General features: G+C 70.0%; 21 protein-coding genes and 1 pseudogene. 13 read left to right on the forward strand and 9 right to left on the reverse strand.

Annotation, left to right across the window (positions count from 1 at the left end; all coding sequences use genetic code 11):
• Positions 1-147: 147 nt before the first annotated feature.
• Complete coding sequence (afsS, locus tag AC3ETA_RS12910; RefSeq protein WP_432192993.1) at positions 148-330, reverse strand: regulatory protein AfsS; 183 nt, start codon at positions 328-330, stop codon at positions 148-150.
• A gap of 218 nt (positions 331-548) precedes the next feature.
• Positions 549-3509, reverse strand: coding sequence for an SARP-family global regulator AfsR (gene afsR / locus AC3ETA_RS12915; RefSeq protein ID WP_432192994.1), 2961 nt, complete (start codon positions 3507-3509; stop codon positions 549-551).
• A 187-nt stretch (positions 3510-3696) separates the two neighbouring features.
• Here afsR and AC3ETA_RS12920 point away from each other — a divergent pair, with 187 nt between their 5' ends.
• Both AC3ETA_RS12920 and AC3ETA_RS12925 read left to right on the forward strand, forming a co-directional pair.
• Complete coding sequence (locus AC3ETA_RS12920; RefSeq protein WP_432192995.1) at positions 3697-4929, forward strand: amidohydrolase family protein; 1233 nt, start codon at positions 3697-3699, stop codon at positions 4927-4929.
• 272 nt (positions 4930-5201) lie between these two features.
• Positions 5202-6104 carry a TIGR03619 family F420-dependent LLM class oxidoreductase gene (locus tag AC3ETA_RS12925; protein ID WP_432193088.1) on the forward strand — a complete coding sequence of 301 codons (903 nt, stop codon included), beginning with the start codon at positions 5202-5204 and terminating at the stop codon, positions 6102-6104.
• Between the two features lie 348 nt (positions 6105-6452).
• On the opposite strand, the gene AC3ETA_RS12930 is transcribed toward AC3ETA_RS12925, so the two are convergent.
• The gene (locus AC3ETA_RS12930; RefSeq protein ID WP_432192996.1) at positions 6453-6788 is read right to left on the reverse strand and encodes a hypothetical protein; all 336 of its coding nucleotides are present in this window, start codon (positions 6786-6788) and stop codon (positions 6453-6455) included.
• Between the two features lie 160 nt (positions 6789-6948).
• Here AC3ETA_RS12930 and AC3ETA_RS12935 point away from each other — a divergent pair, with 160 nt between their 5' ends.
• Entirely contained in the window at positions 6949-7281 is a 333-nt protein-coding gene (locus AC3ETA_RS12935; protein ID WP_432192997.1) for a GntR family transcriptional regulator, read from the forward strand.
• Between the two features lie 194 nt (positions 7282-7475).
• Here the strand turns inward: AC3ETA_RS12935 and AC3ETA_RS12940 are convergent, their stop codons facing one another.
• Entirely contained in the window at positions 7476-8195 is a 720-nt protein-coding gene (locus tag AC3ETA_RS12940) for an AfsR/SARP family transcriptional regulator (protein ID WP_432192998.1), read from the reverse strand.
• 416 nt (positions 8196-8611) lie between these two features.
• On the opposite strand from AC3ETA_RS12940, the gene AC3ETA_RS12945 reads away from it, so the two are divergent.
• From AC3ETA_RS12945 to AC3ETA_RS12960, 4 genes are all read left to right on the forward strand, one after another.
• A complete protein-coding gene (locus tag AC3ETA_RS12945) occupies positions 8612-9055 on the forward strand; it encodes a hypothetical protein (protein WP_432192999.1) in 444 nt (147 codons plus the stop codon).
• 175 nt (positions 9056-9230) lie between these two features.
• Entirely contained in the window at positions 9231-9509 is a 279-nt protein-coding gene (locus AC3ETA_RS12950) for a hypothetical protein (protein WP_432193000.1), read from the forward strand.
• A gap of 18 nt (positions 9510-9527) precedes the next feature.
• Entirely contained in the window at positions 9528-10487 is a 960-nt protein-coding gene (locus tag AC3ETA_RS12955) for an ATP-binding cassette domain-containing protein (protein WP_432193001.1), read from the forward strand.
• On the forward strand, positions 10484-11227 hold the full coding sequence (locus AC3ETA_RS12960) for a hypothetical protein (protein ID WP_432193002.1): 744 nt from the start codon (positions 10484-10486) through the stop codon (positions 11225-11227). The genes AC3ETA_RS12955 and AC3ETA_RS12960 overlap by 4 nt, the downstream gene beginning before the upstream one ends.
• Positions 11228-11760: 533 nt before the next feature.
• On the opposite strand, the pseudogene AC3ETA_RS12965 reads toward AC3ETA_RS12960, so the two are convergent.
• A pseudogene (locus AC3ETA_RS12965) lies at positions 11761-12468 on the reverse strand (hypothetical protein); the annotation flags it as partial.
• Between the two features lie 179 nt (positions 12469-12647).
• Here AC3ETA_RS12965 and AC3ETA_RS12970 point away from each other — a divergent pair.
• The 4 genes from AC3ETA_RS12970 (at position 12648) to AC3ETA_RS12985 (ending at position 17920) form a co-directional block, all read left to right on the forward strand.
• Positions 12648-13418 (forward strand): SDR family NAD(P)-dependent oxidoreductase, encoded by a 771-nt coding sequence (locus tag AC3ETA_RS12970; protein WP_432193003.1) that lies wholly within the window; start codon positions 12648-12650, stop codon positions 13416-13418.
• 98 nt (positions 13419-13516) lie between these two features.
• A complete protein-coding gene (locus tag AC3ETA_RS12975) occupies positions 13517-14635 on the forward strand; it encodes an LLM class flavin-dependent oxidoreductase (RefSeq protein WP_330354790.1) in 1119 nt (372 codons plus the stop codon).
• A 94-nt stretch (positions 14636-14729) separates the two neighbouring features.
• Positions 14730-16460 carry an N-acyl-D-amino-acid deacylase family protein gene (locus AC3ETA_RS12980; RefSeq protein WP_432193004.1) on the forward strand — a complete coding sequence of 577 codons (1731 nt, stop codon included), beginning with the start codon at positions 14730-14732 and terminating at the stop codon, positions 16458-16460.
• The gene (locus tag AC3ETA_RS12985) at positions 16457-17920 is read left to right on the forward strand and encodes an aldehyde dehydrogenase family protein (protein ID WP_432193005.1); all 1464 of its coding nucleotides are present in this window, start codon (positions 16457-16459) and stop codon (positions 17918-17920) included. The genes AC3ETA_RS12980 and AC3ETA_RS12985 overlap by 4 nt, the downstream gene beginning before the upstream one ends.
• A 132-nt stretch (positions 17921-18052) precedes the next feature.
• Here the strand turns inward: AC3ETA_RS12985 and AC3ETA_RS12990 are convergent, their stop codons facing one another.
• Both AC3ETA_RS12990 and AC3ETA_RS12995 read right to left on the reverse strand, forming a co-directional pair.
• Positions 18053-18265, reverse strand: coding sequence for a hypothetical protein (locus AC3ETA_RS12990; RefSeq protein WP_432193006.1), 213 nt, complete (start codon positions 18263-18265; stop codon positions 18053-18055).
• A 2-nt stretch (positions 18266-18267) separates the two neighbouring features.
• The gene (locus AC3ETA_RS12995) at positions 18268-18660 is read right to left on the reverse strand and encodes a nitroreductase/quinone reductase family protein (RefSeq protein WP_432193007.1); all 393 of its coding nucleotides are present in this window, start codon (positions 18658-18660) and stop codon (positions 18268-18270) included.
• A gap of 106 nt (positions 18661-18766) precedes the next feature.
• On the opposite strand from AC3ETA_RS12995, the gene AC3ETA_RS13000 reads away from it, so the two are divergent.
• Positions 18767-19594, forward strand: a complete 828-nt coding sequence (locus tag AC3ETA_RS13000; protein WP_432193008.1) for an endonuclease/exonuclease/phosphatase family protein — start codon at positions 18767-18769, stop codon at positions 19592-19594.
• Here the strand turns inward: AC3ETA_RS13000 and AC3ETA_RS13005 are convergent.
• Both AC3ETA_RS13005 and AC3ETA_RS13010 read right to left on the reverse strand, forming a co-directional pair.
• A complete protein-coding gene (locus AC3ETA_RS13005; RefSeq protein ID WP_432193009.1) occupies positions 19577-19762 on the reverse strand; it encodes a DUF397 domain-containing protein in 186 nt (61 codons plus the stop codon). The two genes, AC3ETA_RS13000 and AC3ETA_RS13005, sit on opposite strands and share 18 nt — an antisense overlap.
• A gap of 102 nt (positions 19763-19864) precedes the next feature.
• The gene (locus AC3ETA_RS13010; RefSeq protein WP_432193010.1) at positions 19865-20962 is read right to left on the reverse strand and encodes a hypothetical protein; all 1098 of its coding nucleotides are present in this window, start codon (positions 20960-20962) and stop codon (positions 19865-19867) included.
• Here AC3ETA_RS13010 and AC3ETA_RS13015 point away from each other — a divergent pair.
• Positions 20961-22208 carry a hypothetical protein gene (locus AC3ETA_RS13015; RefSeq protein WP_432193011.1) on the forward strand — a complete coding sequence of 416 codons (1248 nt, stop codon included), beginning with the start codon at positions 20961-20963 and terminating at the stop codon, positions 22206-22208. The genes AC3ETA_RS13010 and AC3ETA_RS13015 overlap by 2 nt on opposite strands.
• The last annotated feature ends 9 nt before the right edge of the window (positions 22209-22217 follow it).

Consider the following 22217-nt stretch of genomic DNA (forward strand, 5'->3'; position numbering starts at 1 on the left):
CGGGTGCGGGGAGGGGAACGGGGCAGCGAGGGTGCGGGGACACGCCCCTGCGCCGACCTCACGGCTCCCGTCGCGCCCGGCCCGGACACACGTCGGCCGCGGTGGCTCCCCTCCGAGCCGCCGCGGCCGGTCCCCGTGCGATGAGGCCTACTTGTTGTCCAGATCCAGAGCGGGCGGGGCCGGCATCTGGTTGTCCATGGTGACGATCTGCTCGTCCTTGGGCGGGACGGGCATCTGGTTGTCCCTCGCGGCGACGACAGCCCCGTCCGCGGGTGGGACCGGCATCTGGTTGTCCTGCGGCTCGACGGTCTTGGCCTTCTGCTCGCTCATCGACTCGTACTCCTCTGCAACGCTGAAAGCTGAGTGAGAAACACCCGCCCGGTAACTCCCCCGAGGGTTGCCGGACGGGTGTTCGGAGCCGCACATTAGCCTGGCCGGCTCCATTGCGGACCGTCTGCCCCCCGACGCGACGGTCCGACGGGTATGAGACTGCCGGGCGGAGATAAACGAACGCTTAACGCCCGCAGATCGAGTGCCGAGCGGGCTGTTCAGGTCGTGGCGGCGGGCCTGAGCAGGAGGCGCACCTCCTCGGCCTCGGGGACGCTGTTCTCCTCGAAGAGCTTCAGCGCCTCGCGCCAGCAGGCCTTCGCCCGGTCCACCTGCCCGAGGGTCGACAGCGCCCGCCCCAGCAGGGTGAGGACATTGCCCCGCATCCGGTCACCCCCGATGCACCCGATGGCAAGGGCCTGTTCGGCGTGCAGCGCCGCCTGGGCCGGGCGACGGGCGGCGATGTGCGCCTCGGCGACCCGGAAGTGGGTGGTGCCTTCCCAGAGCCGCTGCCGGTGGTCCGCGAAGATGGTCAGGGCCTCGCCGAACTGGTCGAGGGCGTCCGTGTGCCGGTCGGCCTTGGTCAGCGCCATGCCCAGGGCGTAATGGCCGTTGGCGAGCCGCATGGTCCTGCCCAATGCGGCCAGCAGCGTGAGTCCGTGCTGGGCGATGTCGACCGCCTTCGTGACGTTGCCCATGCCCAGGTGGGCCCGCGAGAGGTTGAACAGCGTGGTCGCCGAGCCCGACTGGTTGCCCGCCGCGGTCCAGCCCTCGATGGCCTGGTCGAAGAAGACCTTTCCGTCCGCGTACCGGCGCTGGTGCAGCGAGATGAGCCCCCGGTCGTTGGCCGCCCAGCTGCCCGCGGCGACGTCCTGGGCGGCGGCCGCCCGGTCCATGGCGAGCCGCGCCTCGTCCGCGGCCTGCTGGATCCGGCCGGAAACCAGCAGGACGTTGGTGAGCGTCGTCCGTGCGCGGCCCTCCGCGCGGGTGTCGCCCGCGGCCTTCGTGGCTTCGCACACCGCGACGGCGGTGGCCTCGTACTGCCGTGCGTTGGCGCCCGACTCGGCCAGGTCCTTCGCCGCCCACAACAGGTCGACCCCGCGCCGGATCCGGTTCGTGCCCACGGACTGCCGTACGCAGGCGAGCAGGGACTCGCCTTCGGTGTAGAGCCAGTCCAGGGCGGCCGTGCCCTCCTCGAAACGCAGGCCCTCGCGTTCCGTCGGCTCCAGATGATCCACCAGGCGATCCCCCGGCCGTTCGATCGCGTAGATCGCCGCCGCCGTGGACAGATAGAAGTCCAGCAACCGCGACAACGCCCCGTCCCGCTCGCTCGGCGGCTGTTCGTCCCGCTCCGCGCACGCACGCGCGTAGAGCCGCACCAGATCGTGATACCGGTACCGGCCCGGCGCAGCCGATTCCAGCAGTGACGTGTCGACGAGGGCCTCCAGCAGGTCCTCCGTCTCCTCCACCGGCAGGTCCAGCACCGCGGCCGCCGCGGCCAGCGAGATGTCGGGGCCGTCGGCGAGGCCCAGGAGGCGGAAGGCGCGGGCCTGGGCGGGGTCCATCGCGCCGTAGCCCAGCTCGAACGTGGCCTTCACCGCGAGGTCGCCGGCCTGGAGTTCGTCGAGGCGGCGGCGTTCGTCCGCCAGCTTCGCCGCCAGCACCGACACCGTCCATGTGCGCCGCGCCGCCAGCCGGGACGCCGCGATACGGATCGCCAGCGGCAGGAAGCCGCACGCCGCGACCACGTCCAGCGCGGCCTCCCGCTCCGAGGCCACCCGCTCCTCGCCCACGATCTTCGTGAACAGGGACAGCGCCTCGTCCGGCGACATCACGTCCAGGTCGACCAGATGGGCGCCCGCGAGGCCGACCATGCGGACCCTGGAGGTCACGAGCGCCGCGCAGCCCTCCGTGCCCGGCAGCAACGGCCGTACCTGGGCGGCGTCCCTGGCGTTGTCGAGCAGGACCAGCACCCGCCGGCCGTCCAGCACCGAGCGGTAGAGCGCGGCCCGCTCCTCCAGGGAGTCCGGGACCGCCGAGTCGGCGGTGCCGAGCGCGCGCAGGAAGGAGCCCAGCACCGTCTCCGGCTCCGCCGCGCGCGGGCCGGCGCCCTGGAGGTCGACGTAGAGCTGGCCGTCGGGGAAGGCCGAGCGCGCCTGGTGCGCCACATGGACCGCCAGCGTCGTCTTGCCCACGCCGCCGATGCCCGCCAGCGCCGACACCGCCATCACCCGCCCCCCGGCCGAGGCGAGGACCTCGCCGAGCTCCGAGACGAAGGAGGCGCGGCCGGTGAAGTCCGGGACAGTGGCGGGCAGTTGTGCCGGGCGGACCCGGACCGCCGCCGGTTCGGCCGCCGGGGCCGACGGCTCCGCGAGGGCCGGGTCCGCCTGGAGGATGCGCTGCTGGAGTTCGCGAAGCCCGGGACGCGGGTCCACGCCCAGCTCGTCCGCCAGCAGCCGGCGCGTGTCCGCGTACACGGCAAGCGCCTCCGCCTGCCGGCCGCTGCGGTACAGCGCCAGCATCAGCAGTTCCCGCAGCCGCTCGCGCAGCGGGTGCTCGGCCGTCAGCGCCGTCAGCTCCGAGACCGCCTCCGCGTGGCAGCCCTGCTCCAGGTCCATGTCGAGGCGGGATTCGCGCAGTTGGAGGCGCCACTCCTCCAGCCGGACCCGCTGGGCCTCGGCGTACGGCCCCGGAACCCCCGCCAGCACCTCGCCGTCCCACAGCGCCAGTGCCCGCGCGAGCACCTCCCGCGCCCGGCACAGGTCCCGGGCGCCGCGGGCCTTCTCCGCCTCCGCGGCCAGCTCCTGCGCCACGCCCAGGTCCAGCGCGCCCTCGGTCAGGCCCCGTACCGCGTAGCCGCCGGACTCGCTGACCAGGACGCCGGCATCCAGGATCTTGCGCAGCCGGGAGGCGTACGTGCGCAGCGCCGCCAGCGCCTGCGAGGGCGGCTCCTCGCCCCACAGGGCGTCGATCAGCTCCGCCGCGGTCGCCGTACGGCCCTCGCGCAGCAGCAGGGCGGCGAGCAGGGCGCGTTGCTGGGGGGAGCCGGTGGCCAGCTGTTCCTCGCCGCGCCATGCGCGCACCGGGCCGAGCACGCCGAAGCGCAACGCCGCCGCCGGCTCCGCCGCATCCTGCGCGAAGTCGTGACGCCTCTGCTCCGGCACTCGCGGTACCCCGTCCATCGCAGTCCCCCTAGGGCCCGTTTACATCTCCGCCAGTTTGCCTTGTTCATGGCAGATGCGTCAGCCGGGGAGAGGCTGATCACAGCCAGACGCGCGGGATGTCACAAGGCCCTCACGAGCTCTTCGCACGGCGGGGTGTATCACAGCTTAGCTGACGGACCGTCAGATCGGCGCTACCGTGGGCGCCATGGACACCGAGACGACGTTTCCCCTGATCATCTCCGTCGACGACCACACGGTGGAGCCGCCCACGGTGTGGCAGGACCGGCTCCCGAAGAAGTACCTGGACGTCGGACCGCGCATAGTCCGCGCGCCGCTGAAGGAAATGACCTTCCTGGGCGGGCGGTTCAAGCCCGTCATGGGACGGCCGGGCGACGACGGTCCGATCGGGGACTGGTGGGTGTACGAGGACCTGCACCGGCCCCTGACCCGCCTCGACACCGCCGTGGGCTACAGCAGGGACGAGATCAAGCTGGAGGTCATCACCTACGAGCAGATGCGCCGGGGCTCGTTCGACGTGCCCTCCCGGCTCGCGGACATGGACGTCAACCACGTCCAGTCGGCGCTCTGCTTCCCGACCTTCCCGCGTTTTTGCGGTCAGACCTTCACCGAGGCGCAGGACCACGAGCTGGGCCTGCTGGGCGTGAGGGCGTACAACGACTGGATGGTGGAGGAGTGGTGCGGGCCCGACGCGCGCGGGCGGCTGATCCCGCTCACCCTCATCCCTCTGTGGGACGCCGAGCTGGCCGCCGCCGAGGTCCGCCGCAACGCGGCCCGGGGCGTGCGGGCCGTCGCCTTCTCCGAGATACCCCCGCACCTCGGGCTGCCCTCCGTGCACACCGACTACTGGGACCCCTTCCTCGCCGCCTGCGACGAGACCGGCACGGTCGTCGCCATGCACATCGGCTCGTCCAGCCGGATGCCCTCGACCTCCGCCGACGCGCCGCCCGCGGTCGGTTCGACCATCACCTTCGCCAACTGCTGCTTCTCGATGGTCGACTGGCTGATGAGCGGCAAGTTCGAGCGCTTCCCGAATCTCAAGGTCATGTACGCCGAGGGTCAGATCGGCTGGATCCCGTACATCCTGGAGCGCGCCGATGTCGTCTGGGAGGAGAACCGGGGCTGGGGCGGGGTCGCCGACAAGGTGCACCGGCCGCCGTCCGAGCTGTTCGCCGACCACGTCTACGGCTGCTTCTTCGACGACGCCTTCGGGCTGCGGAACCTCGACTCCATCGGCGTCGGCAACGTGCTCTACGAGACCGACTACCCCCACTCCGACTCCACCTGGCCGGAGTCCCGCCAGGTCGGCGAGGCGCAGATGGGGCACCTGGACGCCGACGTGGTCGACCGGATCGTACGGCGCAACGCGATCGAGCTGCTGGGGCTGACGGACGGCGGGCTCTGGCCGGGCGGCGCATGAGGCGGCCGCGGTTCCGGCGGGGGACCGCGGCCCATGGGTCCGCCGAGGGCGGGCAGCCCCGGTCGGCCGCTCGCGGACCGCGCGAACCGGACGCCACCGGGCACGGGCGAGCCGTCCCGCGCGGGACGGGCCGATGGGCCCCACCCCTTGCCTGTCGCGCCACCGGACCGGACGATGGCGCCCGAGCACGAATATGACGGTCTGTCAGTTCATCGGCCCCGGGAGGGCGTGTGACCAGTCAAGTCCCGCCGGACGGACGGACGCTGTTCGGGATGCAGCTCCCCGTCCAGTCGCAGAGCACGATGTACGCGGAGCCGTGGGAGGCGGGCGCCGGACCCGACGACCTCGTCGCCCTGGCCCGCGCCGCCGACCGCGCCGGCTTCGACTACGTCGCCACGTGCGACCACGTCGCCATCCCGCGCCGCCTGGCCTCCGCGATGAGCACGGTCTGGTACGACCCGGTCGCCACCCTCGCCTTCCTCGCGGCGGCCACCGAGCGCGTACGCCTGCTCAGCCATGTCGCGGTCGTCGGCCTGCGCCACCCCCTGCTCACCGCCAAGCAGTACGCCACCCTCGATCACCTGAGCGCGGGGCGGCTGATCCTCGGCGTCGGGGCCGGGCACGTGCGCGAGGAGTTCGAGGTGCTCGGCGTCGACTTCGAGCGGCGCGGACCCGTCCTCGACGAGTCGATCGACGCTCTGCGCTCCGCCCTCGGGCCGGAGGAGTTCCCCGAACACCACGGCAAGCTCTACGACTTCGAAGGGCTCGGCCAGCTGCCCCGGCCCGCTCAGGAACGCGTCCCGGTCTGGGTCGGCGGATCCTCGCCGGCCGCCGTGCGCCGGGCCGCGCTGAAGGGCGACGGATGGCTGCCGCAGGGCGACCCGCGCGACCGGCTGCCCGCGCAGATCGCGCGGATCCGGCAGCTCAGGGAGGACGCGGGCATCGAAGGGCCGTACACCGTCGGCGCCATCGTCGAGCCCCTGTACGTCGGCACGCCCGCCTGGGACGTCGGGCGCCGGACGCTGACCGGGACGCCGGACGCCCTCGCCGAGTCGCTGCGCGCGTACCGGGCGATGGGGGTGGACCAGGTGCAGGTGCGGTTCCGCAGCCGGGGGCGCAGTGAGCTCGTCGACCAGATCACCGCGTTCGGGGCGGAGGTGGGGCCCTTGATGTGAGAGGCCGCCCGCTTTTCCGAGGGGAGCAGACGGCCTCTCTGGAGTGGTGCCGGTGCCTACCGGGGCGCCAGTTCGTGGCCGTCCCGGCATCGGGGACAGCGGCACGGCGGCCACTCGTGCGACTCCGGCAGGCCGTCGACATCGTGCTCACTGGTGGCCGTGAGCTGACGTACGTGCGCGTCCGTTTCGCCGTCGAGGCTGATCCGATAGATGCGAATGGTGAGCTGGGACACTCCGGCTTGCGGGTATCGCCCGGCCTTCATCGCGCACCGCCTCTGTTCGGCCTCATACTCACTGCGGCTGGCAGGGCCGCTGTGTCCGTAGGGACGTCCGCTTCCCACAACCTGATCACACCGCCCCCTGGGTGCCGACGATGTGTTGATCGAGGTCGGTGCCGCAGTCGGTGGCGAGGACGAGCGTGATCCGACCCTGGGACTGTCGGCGTCGCTCCCGCTCAACGGCTACGAGGTAGGGGCGGACCAGTGGGGAAGCGGTCCCGTCGAGGGGAGTGTCCAGGCCGTATGGGGAACGCGGGATCGAGGGCCAGGGCGGCGGGGTGGCGCGTGGCGCGGTCGCTCCGGGAGCCGCCACTGGTAAGGCGTTGCGGCGAACAGCCCGCCGCCTGCCGGTGCCGGGGGCGAGTACGTCCAGAATCCGTCGTACCAACGCGTGGATAATGCTCACCGTCATCAACTCCACTCAGTTGGTGGCCATGCCCCCGGACGGGTCGCATCCGTCGCGGGGGTCTGCTCATGTCATAACCAACATTAGAGCAACCTGGTCATGGCATGCCATGCCATGACACATATGAGTGTGGATTCCCCTGGCCGCTTACGGTCAATCCATGGTGGACATCCCAGAGGGCTACGGCCCGGATGACGAACTGGACCCGGACGCGGCGGACCCGCTGTACCTGCAACTCGCCGCGGTCCTGATCTCCCGCATCGGAAACGGCGTGTACCCGCTGGGGCGGGCGGTGCCCGGTGTGGACCGGCTGATGCAGGAATTCGGGATCGCACGCGGGACGGCCCGTAAGACGCTGGTCCTGCTGGCCGAGATGGGCTACGTGCGTACAGTCGTCGGTAAGGGATCGTTCGTCATCGAGCGAGAGTCCACCGATGGAGCCCACGGCCGCGGGTCGGCTTCGGCTGACGCGCCCGAGAGTCATGAATCGTGATCATTGACCGGGCAAGTCCGGGAGCCTGCGCGCCCGTATCGCCTGTGTCTGGGTGACGGGTGCCTCTCCCTGCCGGGCTCGGCCCGCATGGCCGACAGAAGACTGTGCGTGGCGCAGAGTTGCCCTTGAGCGGGTCCATGACGGCTGGCCCGCTTATTGCGTGGGGCGCCAGGGCCATGTCGGCTGAGCCGTGATCATCCGGCCAGGGCTGTCGCATGGGCAAGTTCGAACGTGGGCTCGACTCCGAGCTCCTTCCGCAGGCGGCGCCGGAATTCCTGGTACAACTCCGCGGACCTACCGGCAGCTCCCAGCTTCATGTGGGCACGCATCAGCAGAAGATGGCTGGGTTCGTCCAGTGGTTCCCACATGGCCAAGAGTTCCGCGATCTCGACAGCCTCCCGCAGTCGTTCGCTGGAGAGCAGAATCTCGCCCGCTTCACGCAGGGCATAAAACCTCCGCTGATCCCACGTCCTTTGGTGTTCCTCAACCCAGGGCGAATGGACGTCGACCAACAGGGGGAGCTGCAGCAGCTCGAGATCGTTCGTGAGGGATGGCATGTGCGGCCAGTCCGGATGGGCGAGTGCATCGTGTGCCTGCTGCCAGTCACTGGTGAGCACGTCCGAGATGCGTACGGTCTCGCCCTCCGCGATCACTAGTTCCCGGGATGCTGCCTGGTTCACCCGCCACAGCAGTCGGCTCAGGCTGCGCCGCCCGATGCGCTCTGCCTTGTCCGGCCACAGGGACCTGATGATCGCGGGGCGGCGAGCGGTGCGCCCTTCGCGCAGTTCGAGGTAGGCCAGGAGCTCTGCGGTCTGCGGCGGCAGGCGGTAGGACTCGTCATCGGCGAGGTGGACGCCGTCATGGCCCAGCAACCGGAGTTGAACGGAACCAGGATCCCTCGTGGCACCGGTCATCGATATGGACATAAGTCCCCCTGTCCCCGTTTGTCTGGAAGGACGGACCGGTCGTTCGACATCTCGGAAAGACCTGCCCGTCGGATGCGACGAAGTGGTCAGCTACGCGCATCACGTGCTTTAGCAATAACAAGAGCTGATCACGAATCGCAAGCGCCTTGCGACTCGGCGCGACGGGCTCAGGCGAGCCGCGAAAGAGATTCCACGAGTGTGGTGAATTGACGCGATCTGGTTGGCTGACCAGTAGAAGGGGCGGATCGGAGACACTTCGGAGACACCTGAGGGGCATGATCCCCACATGCCTGAGGCAATGGGGAGTCGCGACGAAGCGATCGCGAAGAGAGGGCCTCGTGAACCTGTGCGAGCCGCTGGCCAACCGGCCACGGCGGCTTCGCAGTTGATTCACGGAGGATTCCTTGAACAAGAACCGCATCATCGCGAGCACGGTGCTCGTCGGCGCGCTCATAGGCGTGGGCGCTCCGGCTGCCTCCGCGATGCCGCAGGCACGCCCTGCGGCCGTTGCCCAGGTGCAGACGGTCGACACCCACCGTGCGGTGTCCTCGGCCGCCGAGGTGAAGCTGACGTCGTCGGCTTCGACTGCCGGCAAGGCCGCCACGGCCTCGACGGACGTCCAGACCGACCGGGCCGGGGAGCGGGGCCGGTGGACCTGGATCATCAACAGGCTCAAGGACCTCGGCTCCGGCACCTGGAAGAAGCTCAAGGACGCGGCCAAGGCGGGCTACAACGCGTTCAAGAAGGCCTACGAGCGCTACGTGCCGTGGCTCGTCCGCAAGGCGATCGAGGTCGGCGCCACGGTCTACGAGGTCTACTCGGCCGTGCGGGACTTCATCGGTCTCTGACATCCGGGCCGTCTGAACGAGCCGCCACAGAGCGGCCAGGGCAGTGGCGAAGCGGTGTGCGGGCCTCGGAACCATTCGTTCCGAGGCCCGCACACCGCACCCCCCTTCTCCTCTCGCCTCCCGCCGCATTTCACTTCGACGACTCAAGGAAGACATGAGTAAAGGAAGGCCCTCCGTGACGCCGAACGAGGCTCCGGCCTCCGTGAGTGGCGATGCCTGGCCGGTGATCCCGCTCGGCGCGGCTGCCCTGCTGCTGCGCACTCTGGGCGACCACACCTGGGCGTACGTCGCAGGCGCGGTGATCGGCGGCATAGGCTTGCTGGCGTCGCTGATCGGACTGGTCGAGTGCGTGCGTGCGGTGCGACGCGGTCTCGCCCTCGGCAAGGCGGCCACGGTGGTCCTCTTGTTGCTGATCGGCGGATTCGCCGTGGTTCACCAGCTCGTCACGGCCTGATGGGGCGGGGTGTCACCTATGTCTACGATCGAGATCGCTGATCTGACCAAGGCGTACAGGAAGAAGCGCGTGGTCGACGGCCTGTCGTTCACCGTGCGTCCGGGATCCGTCACCGGATTTCTGGGGCCGAACGGTGCCGGCAAGAGCACAACACTGCGCATGACGCTCGGCCTAACCCGGCCGGACAGCGGTACGGCCCGTATCCAGGGGCGCAGTTATCACGAGCACGCCGAACCGCTGCGGGTCGTGGGCGCGTTGCTGGACGCGCGCTGGGCGCACCCCAAGCGCAGTGCACGGGCTCACCTGACGTGGCTCGCCCACAGCAACCGGATCCCCGTTGGCCGCGTGGACGAGGTGCTGGCCCGGGTCGGGCTCTTCGAGGTGGCGGACCAGCGGGTCGGAGGCTTCTCTCTCGGTATGTCCCAGCGGCTCGGCCTGGCTGGGGCGTTGCTGGGGGATCCCGCAATCCTGATCCTGGACGAGCCCGCGAACGGCCTCGACCCTGAGGGCATTGCCTGGATGCGCGGGTTGCTCAGACAACTCGCGGCCGAAGGACGCAGTGTCCTTGTATCCAGCCATCTGCTGGCCGAGATGGCACAGTTGGCCGACGAGGTGGTGGTGATCGGCCGTGGGCAGCTCATCAAGCAGTGCTCCATCGCGGAACTCACCACGGGCGATGCCTCCGTGCAGGGTGAGGTACTCGTGCGCGGTCCGGAAACCGGTCGTCTGCGCGAACTGCTTGCCCAGGCCGGCGCCACTGTGGCCGACGGCGTACCGGGAGTCGACCCCTCTGCCTCGCCCTTGTTGGTCACCGGTCTGAGCTGTGAGGACATCGGCAGAGCAGTGGCCGGGGCAGGCCTCGTGGTGTTTGAACTGACCCCGCGCCGCGGCACCGTCGAGGATGCCTACCTCCAGCTCACGGGCAGCTCGGTGGAGTACCGGGGCTCGGTGCGACCGGCGGAGGAGAGGGCCGTATGACAAGCACCGCCGTACTGAAAGCCGAGGCGTACAAGCTTCGTTCACTCAACTCCACACCGTGGCTGCTGGGCATCACCGTGCTCGTGTCGCTCACCCTCAGTGGCCTCGCTGTGCGCTCGCCCATGGAAGGGGAGCAGCCCGGTCTGCCCGAGGTCCTGGTCGGTCCCGCCTTCGCACAGTTCCTGATCATGGTGTTCGCGTCCCGCAGCGCCACGATGGAGTTCCGTACGGGCACGATCTGGCAGTCCCGTCTCGCCGTGCCGTCCTGGCCACGGCTGTTGCTGGGTAAGGCCGGGGTGATCGCGGCGCTCGCGGCGCTGATGGGAGTCCTGTTGGGGGCGGGGGGCGTCGCCGTCGCGTCCGTCGTGGCGCCCGACGCCGATGTCGTGCCCTCCAGCGGGCTCGAATGGCGTCAACTCCTCACCCTTCCCGTCGCGCTCGCCATCGTGGCCGTGTTGAGCCTGGCCATCGGACTCCTCCTGAAGAGCGGTGGTGCGACCATCACCGTCGTACTGGTCTGGGCGCTGGTCGTCGAACCGGCTCTGTCGGCCACGGGTGACTGGCTGGCGGGGATCGATATCGGCCCGTGGATGCCGTTCCTGGCGCTGAGCGACTTTCAAGGGCAGTCCGGCGGGGTCTCCTTCCCGGGCGGGCCCTACTTGGCATGTGTCTATGTGGCGGCCGTGACGGCGGCGCTGCTGGCGGCTGCGATCAAGGTGCAGGACCGTCGGGAGCCGTAACTTCCCGACCCGGAACACCGGAACTCCGGGAAGGAGCCGATGCTCCCTCCAGCGAGAGGCTTGCCCTTCCCGGTGAGGAGATGAGGCGCTGACTGGTCATCGGCAGCCGGCGGCTCCGCCACCCCCGTGCACACGGAGCCGCCCTTCTCCGAGCCCCGCCCCGCCTTCTCGGGCAGGGCGGGGCGTTTCGTCGAGCCTCGGCGAGATCGCGACCGAGAGGAGAGAGGGCGAGCAGTCGCAGGCAGAACACTGCTGTCCACTCAGCTCGCGGCATATGCTGCCCGCCAGCCCAACCAGGCATCAGGAGGAAGGGCACTCGCCATCGTTGACGGAGATGGTGGCAGAGTCGTAGCCCATCGCCAGCTCCCGCTTCGTGGCGTAGACGCTGAGGCAGAAGGTGGTGTCCGTGCCGTCGGCAGTGACGGTGTAGTCGCCCTGTTCCACGCCACCGTGGAACAGGGTGGACTCCGGCGGGTCCGAGGCGAGCGTGCTGGAAAGCGCGTCCTCGGAACTGTGGCCTGCGGGATCTCGACGTCGGTGACGTTCGCTCCGCCGGCGGCGCTCTCCAGGATCGAGGGACCCTCAACGACTTCCTCGGCGTCGAGGTTCACCTCGGGCACGGGGTTGGCGACGGTGGTCGCCTCACGGGCGTCGGAATGCACCTTCCAGACGCCGGTCATGCGCTGCATCTTCGGCGTGAACTCCATGTGGAGCACCTTGCCGACCGGCACCTCCCGCTCCTCGGACTCACTGGCGGTCGCGGAATCGATGGCCATGTCCATGGTCGCCCTGTGCTTCAGCCAGGAGCCGGTCAGAAATCCGAGGATCCCGCCGCCTCCGCCCTGCTGGGTCACGGTGTACTTACCCTCGCCCTGCGTCACCGTCGTCGACCATTCGACGTTCACCTTCGCCGGATCGGTGGCGTTGGGCTCGCAGTTCGGGAAGTCGACCGTCACCTTCCCCCTGGGGCCGTCGAAGGTCTCGAACTTCGTCTCCACGAAATCACAGGTGTCGGCCGCGAAACCGTCCCCGAGGCCGCCCCCGAAGTCGGCCGTCGACCGCTGTTCACCGTTGATTTTCGCGGACATGTGACACATCCCCGTGATCTGCTCGGGCGTCTTCTCGTCGGCCGCGTCCGCCGAGGGCGGCAGGGCGACGATCACTCCGCCGGTCGCCAACGCCGATCCGATCGCCGCGATTCTGATCTTCTTGTTCTTGGTGTTCAGTTTCCGCTTCGACATGGCGGAGATTCTGGATTCCCTTGACGAACGCCGACAGGGTCAAACATCCCTACTTGTGAGTCACGTGAGATTCGCCTCAGCAACGCCTTGGATTGCCCGACCCGCTTGCATCTGACGTCTCGTCAGATATGCCGCTACCATGCCAAGTCCACCGTGTGCAGCGCCTGAAGGGGGCCGCTATGGGCAAGCTCGACGGACGGGTCGTCATCGTCACCGGGGCGGCGCGGGGACAGGGAGAGCGGGAAGCGCGGCTGTTCCTGGCTGAGGGGGCGCGGGTCGTCGTAGCCGATGTGCTGGATGAGCAGGGAGGTGAGCTGGCCGAGGAGCTGGGGGCGCTGTACGTCCACCTCGACGTCGGCAGCGAGGAGGACTGGCGCGCCGCGCTGGCGGCCGCGAAGGAGGCGTACGGCCATGTCGACGGGCTCGTGAACAACGCCGGCATCCTGCGGTTCAACTCCCTCGTCGACACGCCGCTGGACGAGTTCATGCAGGTCGTGCGGGTCAACCAGGTCGGCTGCTTCCTCGGTATGAAGACCGTGGCTCCCGAGATGGAGGACGGCGGCACGATCGTCAACACCGCCTCCTACACGGCCGTCACCGGCATGGCGGCCGTGGGCACCTACGCCGCGACCAAGCACGCCGTCCTCGGCCTCACCCGTGTCGCCGCGCTGGAGCTGGCGCCGCGCGGCATCCGGGTCAACGCCATGTGTCCCGGCGCGATCGACACCGCGATGTCCAACCCGGCGCGGCTGGACCCGGAGGCGGACGCGGAGGAGACGAGCCGGGCCCTGGACGGGCTGTACCGCAAACTCGTGCCGCTCGGCCGGATCGGGAAGCCGGAGGAGGTGGCGCGGCTGGCGCTGTTCCTGACCTCCGAGGACTCCTCCTACATCACCGGTCAGCCGTTCGTGATCGACGGCGGCTGGCTGGCCGGGGTCAGCGTCATCTGACTGACCATCAGGTATTGACCCTCCATCCGGGGGGTGCCACAGTCGTTCAAAACTGACGGTGCGTCAGAAAACTTCGGAACCGGGGACGGTGAACCGCCTTGGAATTCGGGCTCTTTGTACAGGGATACGTGGGCAAGCGCGCCGAGACCGATCCGCTCGCGGAGCACAAGGCGCTGATGGAGGAGACCGAGTACGTCATCCAGGCGGACAAGTCGGGCTTCAAGTACGCGTGGGCCTCCGAGCACCACTTCCTGGAGGAGTACTCGCACCTCTCCGCCAACGACGTGTTCCTCGGGTACCTCGCGCACGCGACGGAGCGGATCCATCTGGGCTCCGGCATCTTCAACCCGCTGGCCCAGGTCAACCATCCGGTCAAGGTCGCCGAGAAGGTCGCGATGCTCGACCACCTGAGCCGCAACCGCTTCGAGTTCGGCAGCGGGCGCGGTGCCGGCTCGCACGAGATCCTCGGGTTCATACCGGGCGTGACCGATATGAACTACACCAAGGAGATCTGGGAAGAGACGATCGCCGAGTTCCCCAAGATGTGGCTCCAGGACGAGTACGTCGGCTTCCAGGGCAAGCACTGGCAGCTGCCTCCGCGCAAGGTCCTGCCCAAGCCGTACGGGAAGTCGCACCCGGCGATGTGGTACGCCGCCGGATCGCCGCCGTCGTACGCGATGGCCGCCCGCAAGGGGCTCGGGGTGCTCGGCTTCAGCATCCAGAAGGTCTCCGACATGGAGTGGGTGCTGGAGCAGTACAAGACGGCGGTCGTGAACGCGGAGCCGATCGGGGACTTCGTCAACGACAACGTCATGGTGACGACCACGGCGATCTGCGCGCCGACGCACGACGAGGCGATCCGGATCGCGGTCAACGGCGGGCTGCACTATCTGCCCTCGCTGGTGTTCCGGTACCACGACACCTTCCCGCGGCCCGAGGGGTTCCCGGTCTGGCCGGAGACGCTGCCCGAGTACACACCGGAGTTCGTGGAGCTGCTGATCGAGGAGGAGCTGCTGATCTGCGGTGATCCGGACGAGGTGCTCACGCAGTGCAAGCGGTGGGAGCAGGCCGGGGCGGACCAGCTGAGCTTCGGGTTGCCGGTGGGGGTGCCGAAGGAGGAGACGTTGCAGACGATCCGGCTGATCGGGGAGCACGTGATTCCGAAGATCGACACGGATCCGGTTCACCGGACGTCACGGTTCCGGGCTGCCGTGTGATCTCCGTCGGCGGGTGCGGGTGAGTTTGTGGCTGGTCGCGCAGTTCCCCGCGCCCCTGGGTAAGCAGTCCCGCCGCATACCAAGAGGTGAGCCAATGCTCGATCACGTCATCAAGGGTGCGTCCGTTGTCGACGGAACCGGCGCGCCCGCCTTCACCGCCGACGTCGGCATACGGGACGGTCGTATCGCCGTCATCGGTGCCGTCACCGAAGAGGCCCGGAGCAGTGAGGATGCCGCTGGGCTCGTTCTCGCTCCCGGGTTCGTCGATCCGCACACCCACTACGACGCCCAGCTCTTCTGGGACCCCTATGCCACCCCCTCTCTCCACCACGGGGTGACCACGGTGGCCGGTGGGAACTGTGGGTTCACGTTGGCGCCGTTGAATCCGTCCCGGCCCGGGGACGCCGACTACACGCGGCGGATGATGTCCAAGGTCGAGGGCATGTCGCTGGTCGCCCTCGAAGAAGGGGCGCCGTGGAGCTGGAACTCCTTCGGGGAGTATCTGGACGCGCTCGAAGGGCGGATCGCGGTCAACGCCGGGTTCATGGTGGGGCACTGTGCGCTGCGGCGGTACGTCATGGGGGAGGACGCCGTCGGCGGGCAGCCCGGTGAGCAGCAACTCGCCGAGATCGTGAGGCTGTTGCACGACGCCATGGACGCCGGTGCCTGGGGGTTCTCCACCACTCAGTCGTCCACCCACTCCGACGGGGACGGCAGGCCGGTGGCCTCACGGCATGCCGGGCCCGCCGAACTGCTCGCGCTGTCGAAGGCCGTCGGGGAGCACGAGGGGACGCAGATCGAGGCGATCGTCGCCGGGTGCCTGGATCAGTTCAGCGACGCCGAGATCGAGCTGTTCGTGGAGATGAGCGCCGCCGCCGGGCGGCCGCTGAACTGGAACGTGCTGACCATCGACTCGGCCGTGCCCGAGCGGGTGCCCCGGCAGTTGCTGGCCAGTGAGCGGGCACGCAAGGCCGGCGGCCGGGTCGTGGCGCTGACCATGCCGATCCTCACGCCGATGAACATGTCGCTGGGCACCTTCTGCGCGCTCAACCTGATCCCCGGGTGGGGGCCGGTCCTCGGGCTGCCCGTGCCCGAGCGGATCGCCCGGCTGCGCGACCCGCAGGTGCAGGCGGAGCTGCTGCGGCACGCCGGGTCCAAGCAGGCCGGCGTCTTCCGGCGGCTGACCGACTTCGGGCGGTACGTCATCGGCGACACCTACAGCGACGCCAACCGCGGACTGAGCGGCCGGGTCGTGGCGGACATCGCCCGCGAACGCGGCCAGGAACCCTTCCAGTGCATGGTGGAGATCTGCGCCGCCGACGAGATGCGTACGGTCCTGTGGCCGATGCCCACCGACAACGACCCCGCGTCCTGGGCACTGCGCGCCGAGGCCTGGCAGCACGACGACGTCATGCTGGGCGGCTCGGACGCCGGGGCGCATCTGGACCGGATGTGCGGAGCGCCGTACACGACCCGGTTCCTCGGGGACTGTCTGCGCGGGCGCAGGCTCACGAGCCTGGAGCAGGCCGTGAAGATGCTGACCGACGACCCCGCGCAGCTCTTCGGGCTGCGCGAACGCGGCCGGATCCAGGAGGGCTTCCATGCGGACCTGGTGCTCTTCGACCCGGAGCGGATCGACGCCGGCACGGCCACCCTGGTGCACGACCTGCCGGGCGACAGCCCGCGGCTGGACTCCAGGGCGATCGGGGTGCGGGCCGTGTGGGTCAACGGTGTCGAGGCGATCCGGGACGACGTGGTGAGCGGGGCCGTGCCGGGGCGGGTGCTGCGCTCGGGGCGGGACACCAGGACGGTGGCCACCAGGTGAGCTTCGAAGGAACCGAACGGCAGCGGTTGTTCGTGGGGGGCTCGTGGGTGGAGCCGGACGGCGGCCACTATCCCGTGCTCGATCCGGCGACGGAGGAGACCGTGGGAGGGGCCCCCGAGGCGTCGCGGGATCAGGTCGACGCGGCCTGCGCCGCGGCCCGCGAGGCTTTCGGGTCCTGGTCGCGCACGGCACCGGAGGAGCGGGCGGCCGTGCTGGCGCGGGCGGCGGACATCATCCACGGGCACCTCGGGCCGTACGCCGCACTCGCGCAGGCCGAGACCGGCGCGACCACGGGGACGGCCCGGGGCATGCAGGTCGGTGTCGGGGCGGCCCGGTTCCGGCGCTACGCGAGCGTGGAGCCCGCCGAGTGGGCCATCGCGCCGCAGATCAACGAGGCCGGGCCGATGGGGAAGGCCGGCGTGATGGGGGCGCTGGCCGTGCGGCAGCCCGTCGGGGTCGTCACCTGCATCACCTCCTACAACAACCCGTGGGCCAACCCGGCCGGCAAGATCGCGCCCGCGCTCGCCATGGGCAACACCGTGGTCGTGAAACCGGCACCGCAGGACCCGCTGTCCGTCTACCGGATGGCGGAGGCGCTGGAGGCGGCCGGCGTGCCGCCGGGTGTCGTGAACGTCGTCTCCGGCCGGTCCGTGGAGGTCGGCGAGGCGGCCGTGTCGTCCGGGGACGTCGACATGGTCAGCTTCACCGGCTCCACGGCCGTCGGCCGGCGCATCGCCGAGGTGTGCGGGCGGGACATGAAGCGGCAGCTGATGGAGCTCGGCGGCAAGGGCGCGGCGGTCGTTTTCGACGACGCCGACCTCGGCTCCGCCGTCGCCGGGATCGGGACGACGTTCTCCTTCTACAGCGGGCAGATCTGCACCGCGCCGACGCGGGTGCTGGCGCAGCGGGGCGTGTACGACCGACTGGTCGAGCAACTGGCGGCGTACGCGGGCCGGTTGAAGGTCGGCGATCCGCGTGAGGCGGCCACGGTCGTCGGGCCGGTGATCTCGGCCGGGCACCGGGACCGGGTGGAGTCGTACGTGGAGACGGGGCGGAAAGAGGGCGCGGTGGTGGTGACGGGGGGTGAACGGCCGCCGTACGAACGGGGCTTCTACGTCGCCCCCACCCTCCTCGCCGACTGCGCGAACGACATGCGGGTCGCCCGGGAGGAGATCTTCGGGCCGGTCGTGTGCGTGATCCCCTTCGACGAGGAGGAAGAGGGCGTCGCCCTCGCCAACGACACGGAGTACGGCCTGATCGACTACGTCTGGTCCGGCGACGTCGCCCGCGCCTTCCGCGTCGCGCGGAGGTTACGGGCGGGCGGAGTGGGCGTGAACACCGTCGGGCGCAACATGGAGGCACCGTTCGGCGGGTTCAAGCAGAGCGGAGTGGGCCGGGACGTCGGCTCGTACGCCCTGCACGCGTACAGCGAGGTGCAGGCGATCGTGTGGCCGGGGTGAGCGGGGGCGCGTCGCGGTCACGGGGATGTCGACGAGCGTGGCTTCGCGTACCTGCTGGGGGCGGACCGGCATACAGGTTGCCGACGTGTGCCGGCCCACCGGCGAAGAGCAGGTCGTGGACATGGCCGCGCTTCACCGGCCCGCCACCCGGCCCCAGCGCTCCAGTGGATCCTCCTCGCTCTCGGCGGGCTCAGCCACCGTCACCACGATCCCGGCCTCGGCTCGTACTCGTGCGGACTTCTCCAACTCCTCTGCGAGCATCTGAGGGCGCGGTATCCGTGCCGTGTGCGCGGAGGCGTTGCTCTTGGCCTTGCCGAATGTGGCCATATCGTCGGGCAGGCTCATGGTCAGCGGTCCAGATCCACCCGCACCGTCAGTAGCCCGGCCCCGATCGCCCGTACCGAGGCACTGTTCATCCGCGGCAGGGTGCGCAGCCGTACGGCGGTGTCGTCCTCCGGCATGAGGTGGGCCGTGCCGGTGTGCCACCGCCCCCGGATCCGCACCCGCACCCGCGGATCGGCCTTGATGTTGCGGACGTACTGGGACCGCTCGCCGAACTCGGAGACCAGCCAGAAGGAGTCGCCGACCCGGCGCCCGCCCACCGGGGTCGGACGGGGCAGGCCGGAGGTGCGGCCGGTGGTCTCCAGGACGGTTTGGAGAGGTATGCGGCGCATGATCGGGTTGAGCAGGCGCTGGAACGACCTGGCGGACCGGTACTTGCTCTCGGCGTTGCTGGACATGGCTACTGAGACTCCCGTCTCTTGTCGTCCGTTTCCTGACCGGCGCAGGTGACGGCGGACTTCAATGGTCCCAGTGTCCACGTGGGCAGGTGAAGGGGTGTCGGCGATGCGCGTGGTGACCTGGAACCTGTGGTGGCGGTTCGGCCCCTGGGCGGAACGGCAGAAGGCGATCCTGGCCGTCCTGAAGGATCTGCGGCCGGACGCCGTCGGCCTCCAGGAGGTGTGGTCGGCCCGGGGTGAGAACCTCGCCGAGTGGCTCGCGGGCGAACTGGGCCTGCACTGGACCTGGGCGGCCTCGGACGACTCCGGCCGCTGGCAGCGCCGGATCGGCGAACCGGGCGTCGAGGTCGGCAACGCGGTCCTGAGCCGCTGGCCGGTGATCGAGCAGGACATCCTGCGCCTGCCGGCCCCTGAGAGCCTGTACGACGGTCGCCTCGCCTTCTACGCCCGCCTCGCCACCCCCACCCACGAGGTGCCCTTCTTCACCACCCACCTCACCTCCGGCCCCTCCGCCTCGGCCGTTCGCAGCGCACAGGTCACCGCGCTCGCCGAGTTCGTCGCCGCACACCGGCAGGGCACCGACTTTCCCCCGGTCAGCACCGGCGACTTCAACGCCTGGCCCGACTCCGACGAGATCCGCCTCTTCGGCGGCTACAAGACCGCCCCCGCCGTCCCGGGTCAGGTTCTCCTCGACGCCTGGGAGTACGCCGAGACGGGCGCCCCCTGGGCCACCTGGGACCCGGTGAACCCCTACGTCGGTCCGATGAGCCCGCGCGCCCGTATCGACTACATCCACGTGGGCTCGCCCGGGCCGGGCGGCCTCGGCCACGTCCGCGCCGTGCGCCGCGCGGGCGACGGGCCGGTGGACGGGGTGTGGCCGTCGGACCACGCAGCGGTGGTGGCCGACCTCGCGGGCTCACCGGACGGCGGATGACTTCACCAGGTCGAGCAGGGCTGCGAAGGCGGTGGGGCCGACGGTGACGGTGGTTCGGGGCGGGGTGTCGCGGTCGGTGAGGTGGACGGCGGCGGGGGTGGCGGATATGTGGACGCAGGCCTCACCTTCTTGGCAGTACGACGACTTCTGCCAGCGGGGCGTGGACATACCGGCTCCTTAGAGGTTCTGGGTGATGGCGTGGATCAGATCCCGACGAGGTCCCGTTGGAGGAGGCCGAGCCCGCCGGGAAGGCGTCCAGGCCCGAGAGCGTCACCCGGGCTCGTCGATGGCGCATTCCTCCTCAGTGAGCGGCCGTGAGTCACCCGCGATGCGGCTGCACAGCACGCGTGACGTGATGGCGCCGTCCTTCGCGCGGCGGACTTCCTTGAGGACGACGCTGTGTCCGGTGCGGTCTTTGTACAGCGGCGCGTCGGTGAAGTCGATGGTGCCGGTGGCCATGCCGGGGAGCTCGACGGTTCTGAGGTTGACCCAGGTGGCAGCGCGGCTCGGGGAAGCGGCCCTGGCTGTGCCGGCCTTGGCTGTCGCGGCCCTGGCGGTGGGGGCCTTGGCTGTGGCGGCCCAGTACAGGGCGCGGGTGGCGTCGTGGACGAGGGCGGTCTGGCCGCTGGCAAGGGCCGGGGCGTCATGGCTGAGGCCCTGGGGGCCGACGTTCGGCAGGGCCTTGGTGTCCTCGTAGAACGTGGTCAACGAGGCCGCTCCCTCCAGGTCCGCGAGTGCCGCGTGGTAGAGCGTGACCTTGGGTGCGACCGCCTCCCCGCCACTCGTGAACCTTGCCTTGGACAGATCGTCGCCGGTGAGGACGGCGATGTCCTGGTCCGCGCAGCCCGGTGCGTTGCCGAGCTGGGTCATAAGGGGATCGACGTCCTCGACCCGGCCCGCGAAGTAGATCACGGACGGAACGTTCCCGCCCTGGCAGATCTCCTCGGTGTGCAGGCGGAGTTCGGGCCTGCCGCCCCGGAGCGTGTAGCGCCGCTGCTGGAGCAGGGTGAAGCCCTGATCCTTGAGCATCTGCTGTCCGTAACGCGCCTGTTCGGCGGTGTACAGGTCGTCGGTCCCCGCCGTGTCGCGGGCCAGCACCAGCGCGTACTGCTTCGCTCCCGTGGTGCGCAACTGTCGGGCAATCAGGCCGAGTTGTTTGCTCTGCCACTCGTCCGTGGCGGCCAGGCTGAACCAGTTGGCGTACTCGATGGGCAGGTAGGTGGCGGAGTTGGTGCCAGAAACGACGGGCAGTCCGGCCTCCATGAGGGTGCCCGTGGTTCTCCTGCTCGACTTCAGGTCGCGGCCGGTGCCGACCACGCCGACCACCGTCGGGTCCTGGGCGGCGTACGCGACGATGGCGTCGGCCATGTCCGAGCAGCCGCGCCTGGAAGTCTGCAGGGGAGTGCTGTCCCGTGGGCTGCTGCGGCTCGTCGGCGCCGCGGTCCAGCCGCTCCACGTCCTCCTTGCGCACCGAGGCGACCACCAGCAGCGGGTCGAGTTCACTGCGGCGGCTGCGCACGTCGCTGATGGCCCGGATCAGTTCGATACCGCCGTTGGCCGGGGTGGCGACCGGAAGGAACAGCATGGGAGGACGCGGCCGCTTGAAGCCGCGCAGGTCCCAGCTCCAGCGGCGGTGGTTGTCCCGCAGGTCCTCGCGCAGTGCCAGCACGCACAGCCGCAGGTAGAAGTCGTCGTCCGCCTTGAGAGCCTCGGCGACGTGGTGGGCACGGGCCGCGATCGCCTTCCACGAACGCACCGGGCGCAGCAGCGCGACCTCGGTCGGGTTCCCCGCCCCGACATCCGCGGTGCGCAGGAAGGTCGTGGTCATGAACCAGCGGCTCTCCCGGCGCAGCCACAGAAAGATCGGCGCACGCCCCGGCAGAACGTAGTTGAGAACCGTCAGCAGGAGCAGGAATCCGACGCCGGACGCCACCGCCACGTACCAGCTGCCGCGGGCGAGGAGCGCGGCGACCACGGCCACCAGGCTCGCGGGGAGGGTGTGCGCCATGTCGAACAGGGGCAGACCCCAGTGCCGGCGCTGCGTGGCCTTCGGTCGCCAGCGCTGTTTGGCCAGCTCGTCCAGCAGCTTCTGGCGTGCGGCTTCCGCGCTTTCCCTGCTGCCTGGGACAGCCGGCCGGGCGGGGTCGGGTTCGTCGGCCGCGTCCACCGCGTGTACCGCGTCCTCGATGGCGTGCACCAGCCGCAGCCGCGGAAACGCGTAGCGCCGGTAGACCGCGCGTGGGCCGCCCCACCGCGTCGGATCGCTCAGTTCCCGCACCAGGGTCGTGGCCTGCTGCGCCTCCGTCTCACGATCCGTGCGGTCCGGCGGCAGCGCGCAGCGCGTACCGTGCGCCTCCTGCCCCGCGTGCAACTGCCGCACGAGATCAGCGACGGCGCCGTCGCCCCCGGCCTCCTCGGCGTGCAGGACGAACATGGGCATGGGCGGATCGCTCGTACGGAAGTCCTGGATGAGGATCTCCAGCTGATTGTGGACGTGCAGACCGGCCTCGGTCATCGCCCTGCCGCCATGGCTCCCCGAGCACACCGGCAGCCCCCTGAGCTCACCATCCACCGCGGTCAACCCCCGTTCACCTCATGTGACTTACGAGGCTAGCGTGTCCGG

This window comes from Streptomyces sp. bgisy027, from assembly GCF_057710365.1.

Bases quoted from the DNA above. Each gene is read 5' to 3' on its own strand.
- afsS (WP_432192993.1), bottom strand. From the start codon at position 330: ATGAGCGAGCAGAAGGCCAAGACCGTCGAGCCGCAGGACAACCAGATG.
- afsR (WP_432192994.1), bottom strand. From the start codon at position 3,509: ATGGACGGGGTACCGCGAGTGCCGGAGCAGAGGCGTCACGACTTCGCG.
- AC3ETA_RS12920 (WP_432192995.1), top strand. From the start codon at position 3,697: ATGGACACCGAGACGACGTTTCCCCTGATCATCTCCGTCGACGACCAC.
- AC3ETA_RS12925 (WP_432193088.1), top strand. From the start codon at position 5,202: ATGCAGCTCCCCGTCCAGTCGCAGAGCACGATGTACGCGGAGCCGTGG.
- AC3ETA_RS12935 (WP_432192997.1), top strand. From the start codon at position 6,949: ATGGTGGACATCCCAGAGGGCTACGGCCCGGATGACGAACTGGACCCG.
- AC3ETA_RS12940 (WP_432192998.1), bottom strand. From the start codon at position 8,195: ATGACCGGTGCCACGAGGGATCCTGGTTCCGTTCAACTCCGGTTGCTG.
- AC3ETA_RS12955 (WP_432193001.1), top strand. From the start codon at position 9,528: ATGTCTACGATCGAGATCGCTGATCTGACCAAGGCGTACAGGAAGAAG.
- AC3ETA_RS12960 (WP_432193002.1), top strand. From the start codon at position 10,484: ATGACAAGCACCGCCGTACTGAAAGCCGAGGCGTACAAGCTTCGTTCA.
- AC3ETA_RS12970 (WP_432193003.1), top strand. From the start codon at position 12,648: ATGGGCAAGCTCGACGGACGGGTCGTCATCGTCACCGGGGCGGCGCGG.
- AC3ETA_RS12980 (WP_432193004.1), top strand. From the start codon at position 14,730: ATGCTCGATCACGTCATCAAGGGTGCGTCCGTTGTCGACGGAACCGGC.
- AC3ETA_RS12990 (WP_432193006.1), bottom strand. From the start codon at position 18,265: ATGAGCCTGCCCGACGATATGGCCACATTCGGCAAGGCCAAGAGCAAC.
- AC3ETA_RS12995 (WP_432193007.1), bottom strand. From the start codon at position 18,660: ATGTCCAGCAACGCCGAGAGCAAGTACCGGTCCGCCAGGTCGTTCCAG.
- AC3ETA_RS13000 (WP_432193008.1), top strand. From the start codon at position 18,767: ATGCGCGTGGTGACCTGGAACCTGTGGTGGCGGTTCGGCCCCTGGGCG.
- AC3ETA_RS13005 (WP_432193009.1), bottom strand. From the start codon at position 19,762: ATGTCCACGCCCCGCTGGCAGAAGTCGTCGTACTGCCAAGAAGGTGAG.
- AC3ETA_RS13015 (WP_432193011.1), top strand. From the start codon at position 20,961: ATGTCCGAGCAGCCGCGCCTGGAAGTCTGCAGGGGAGTGCTGTCCCGT.
- AC3ETA_RS13010 (WP_432193010.1), bottom strand. From the start codon at position 20,962: ATGGCCGACGCCATCGTCGCGTACGCCGCCCAGGACCCGACGGTGGTC.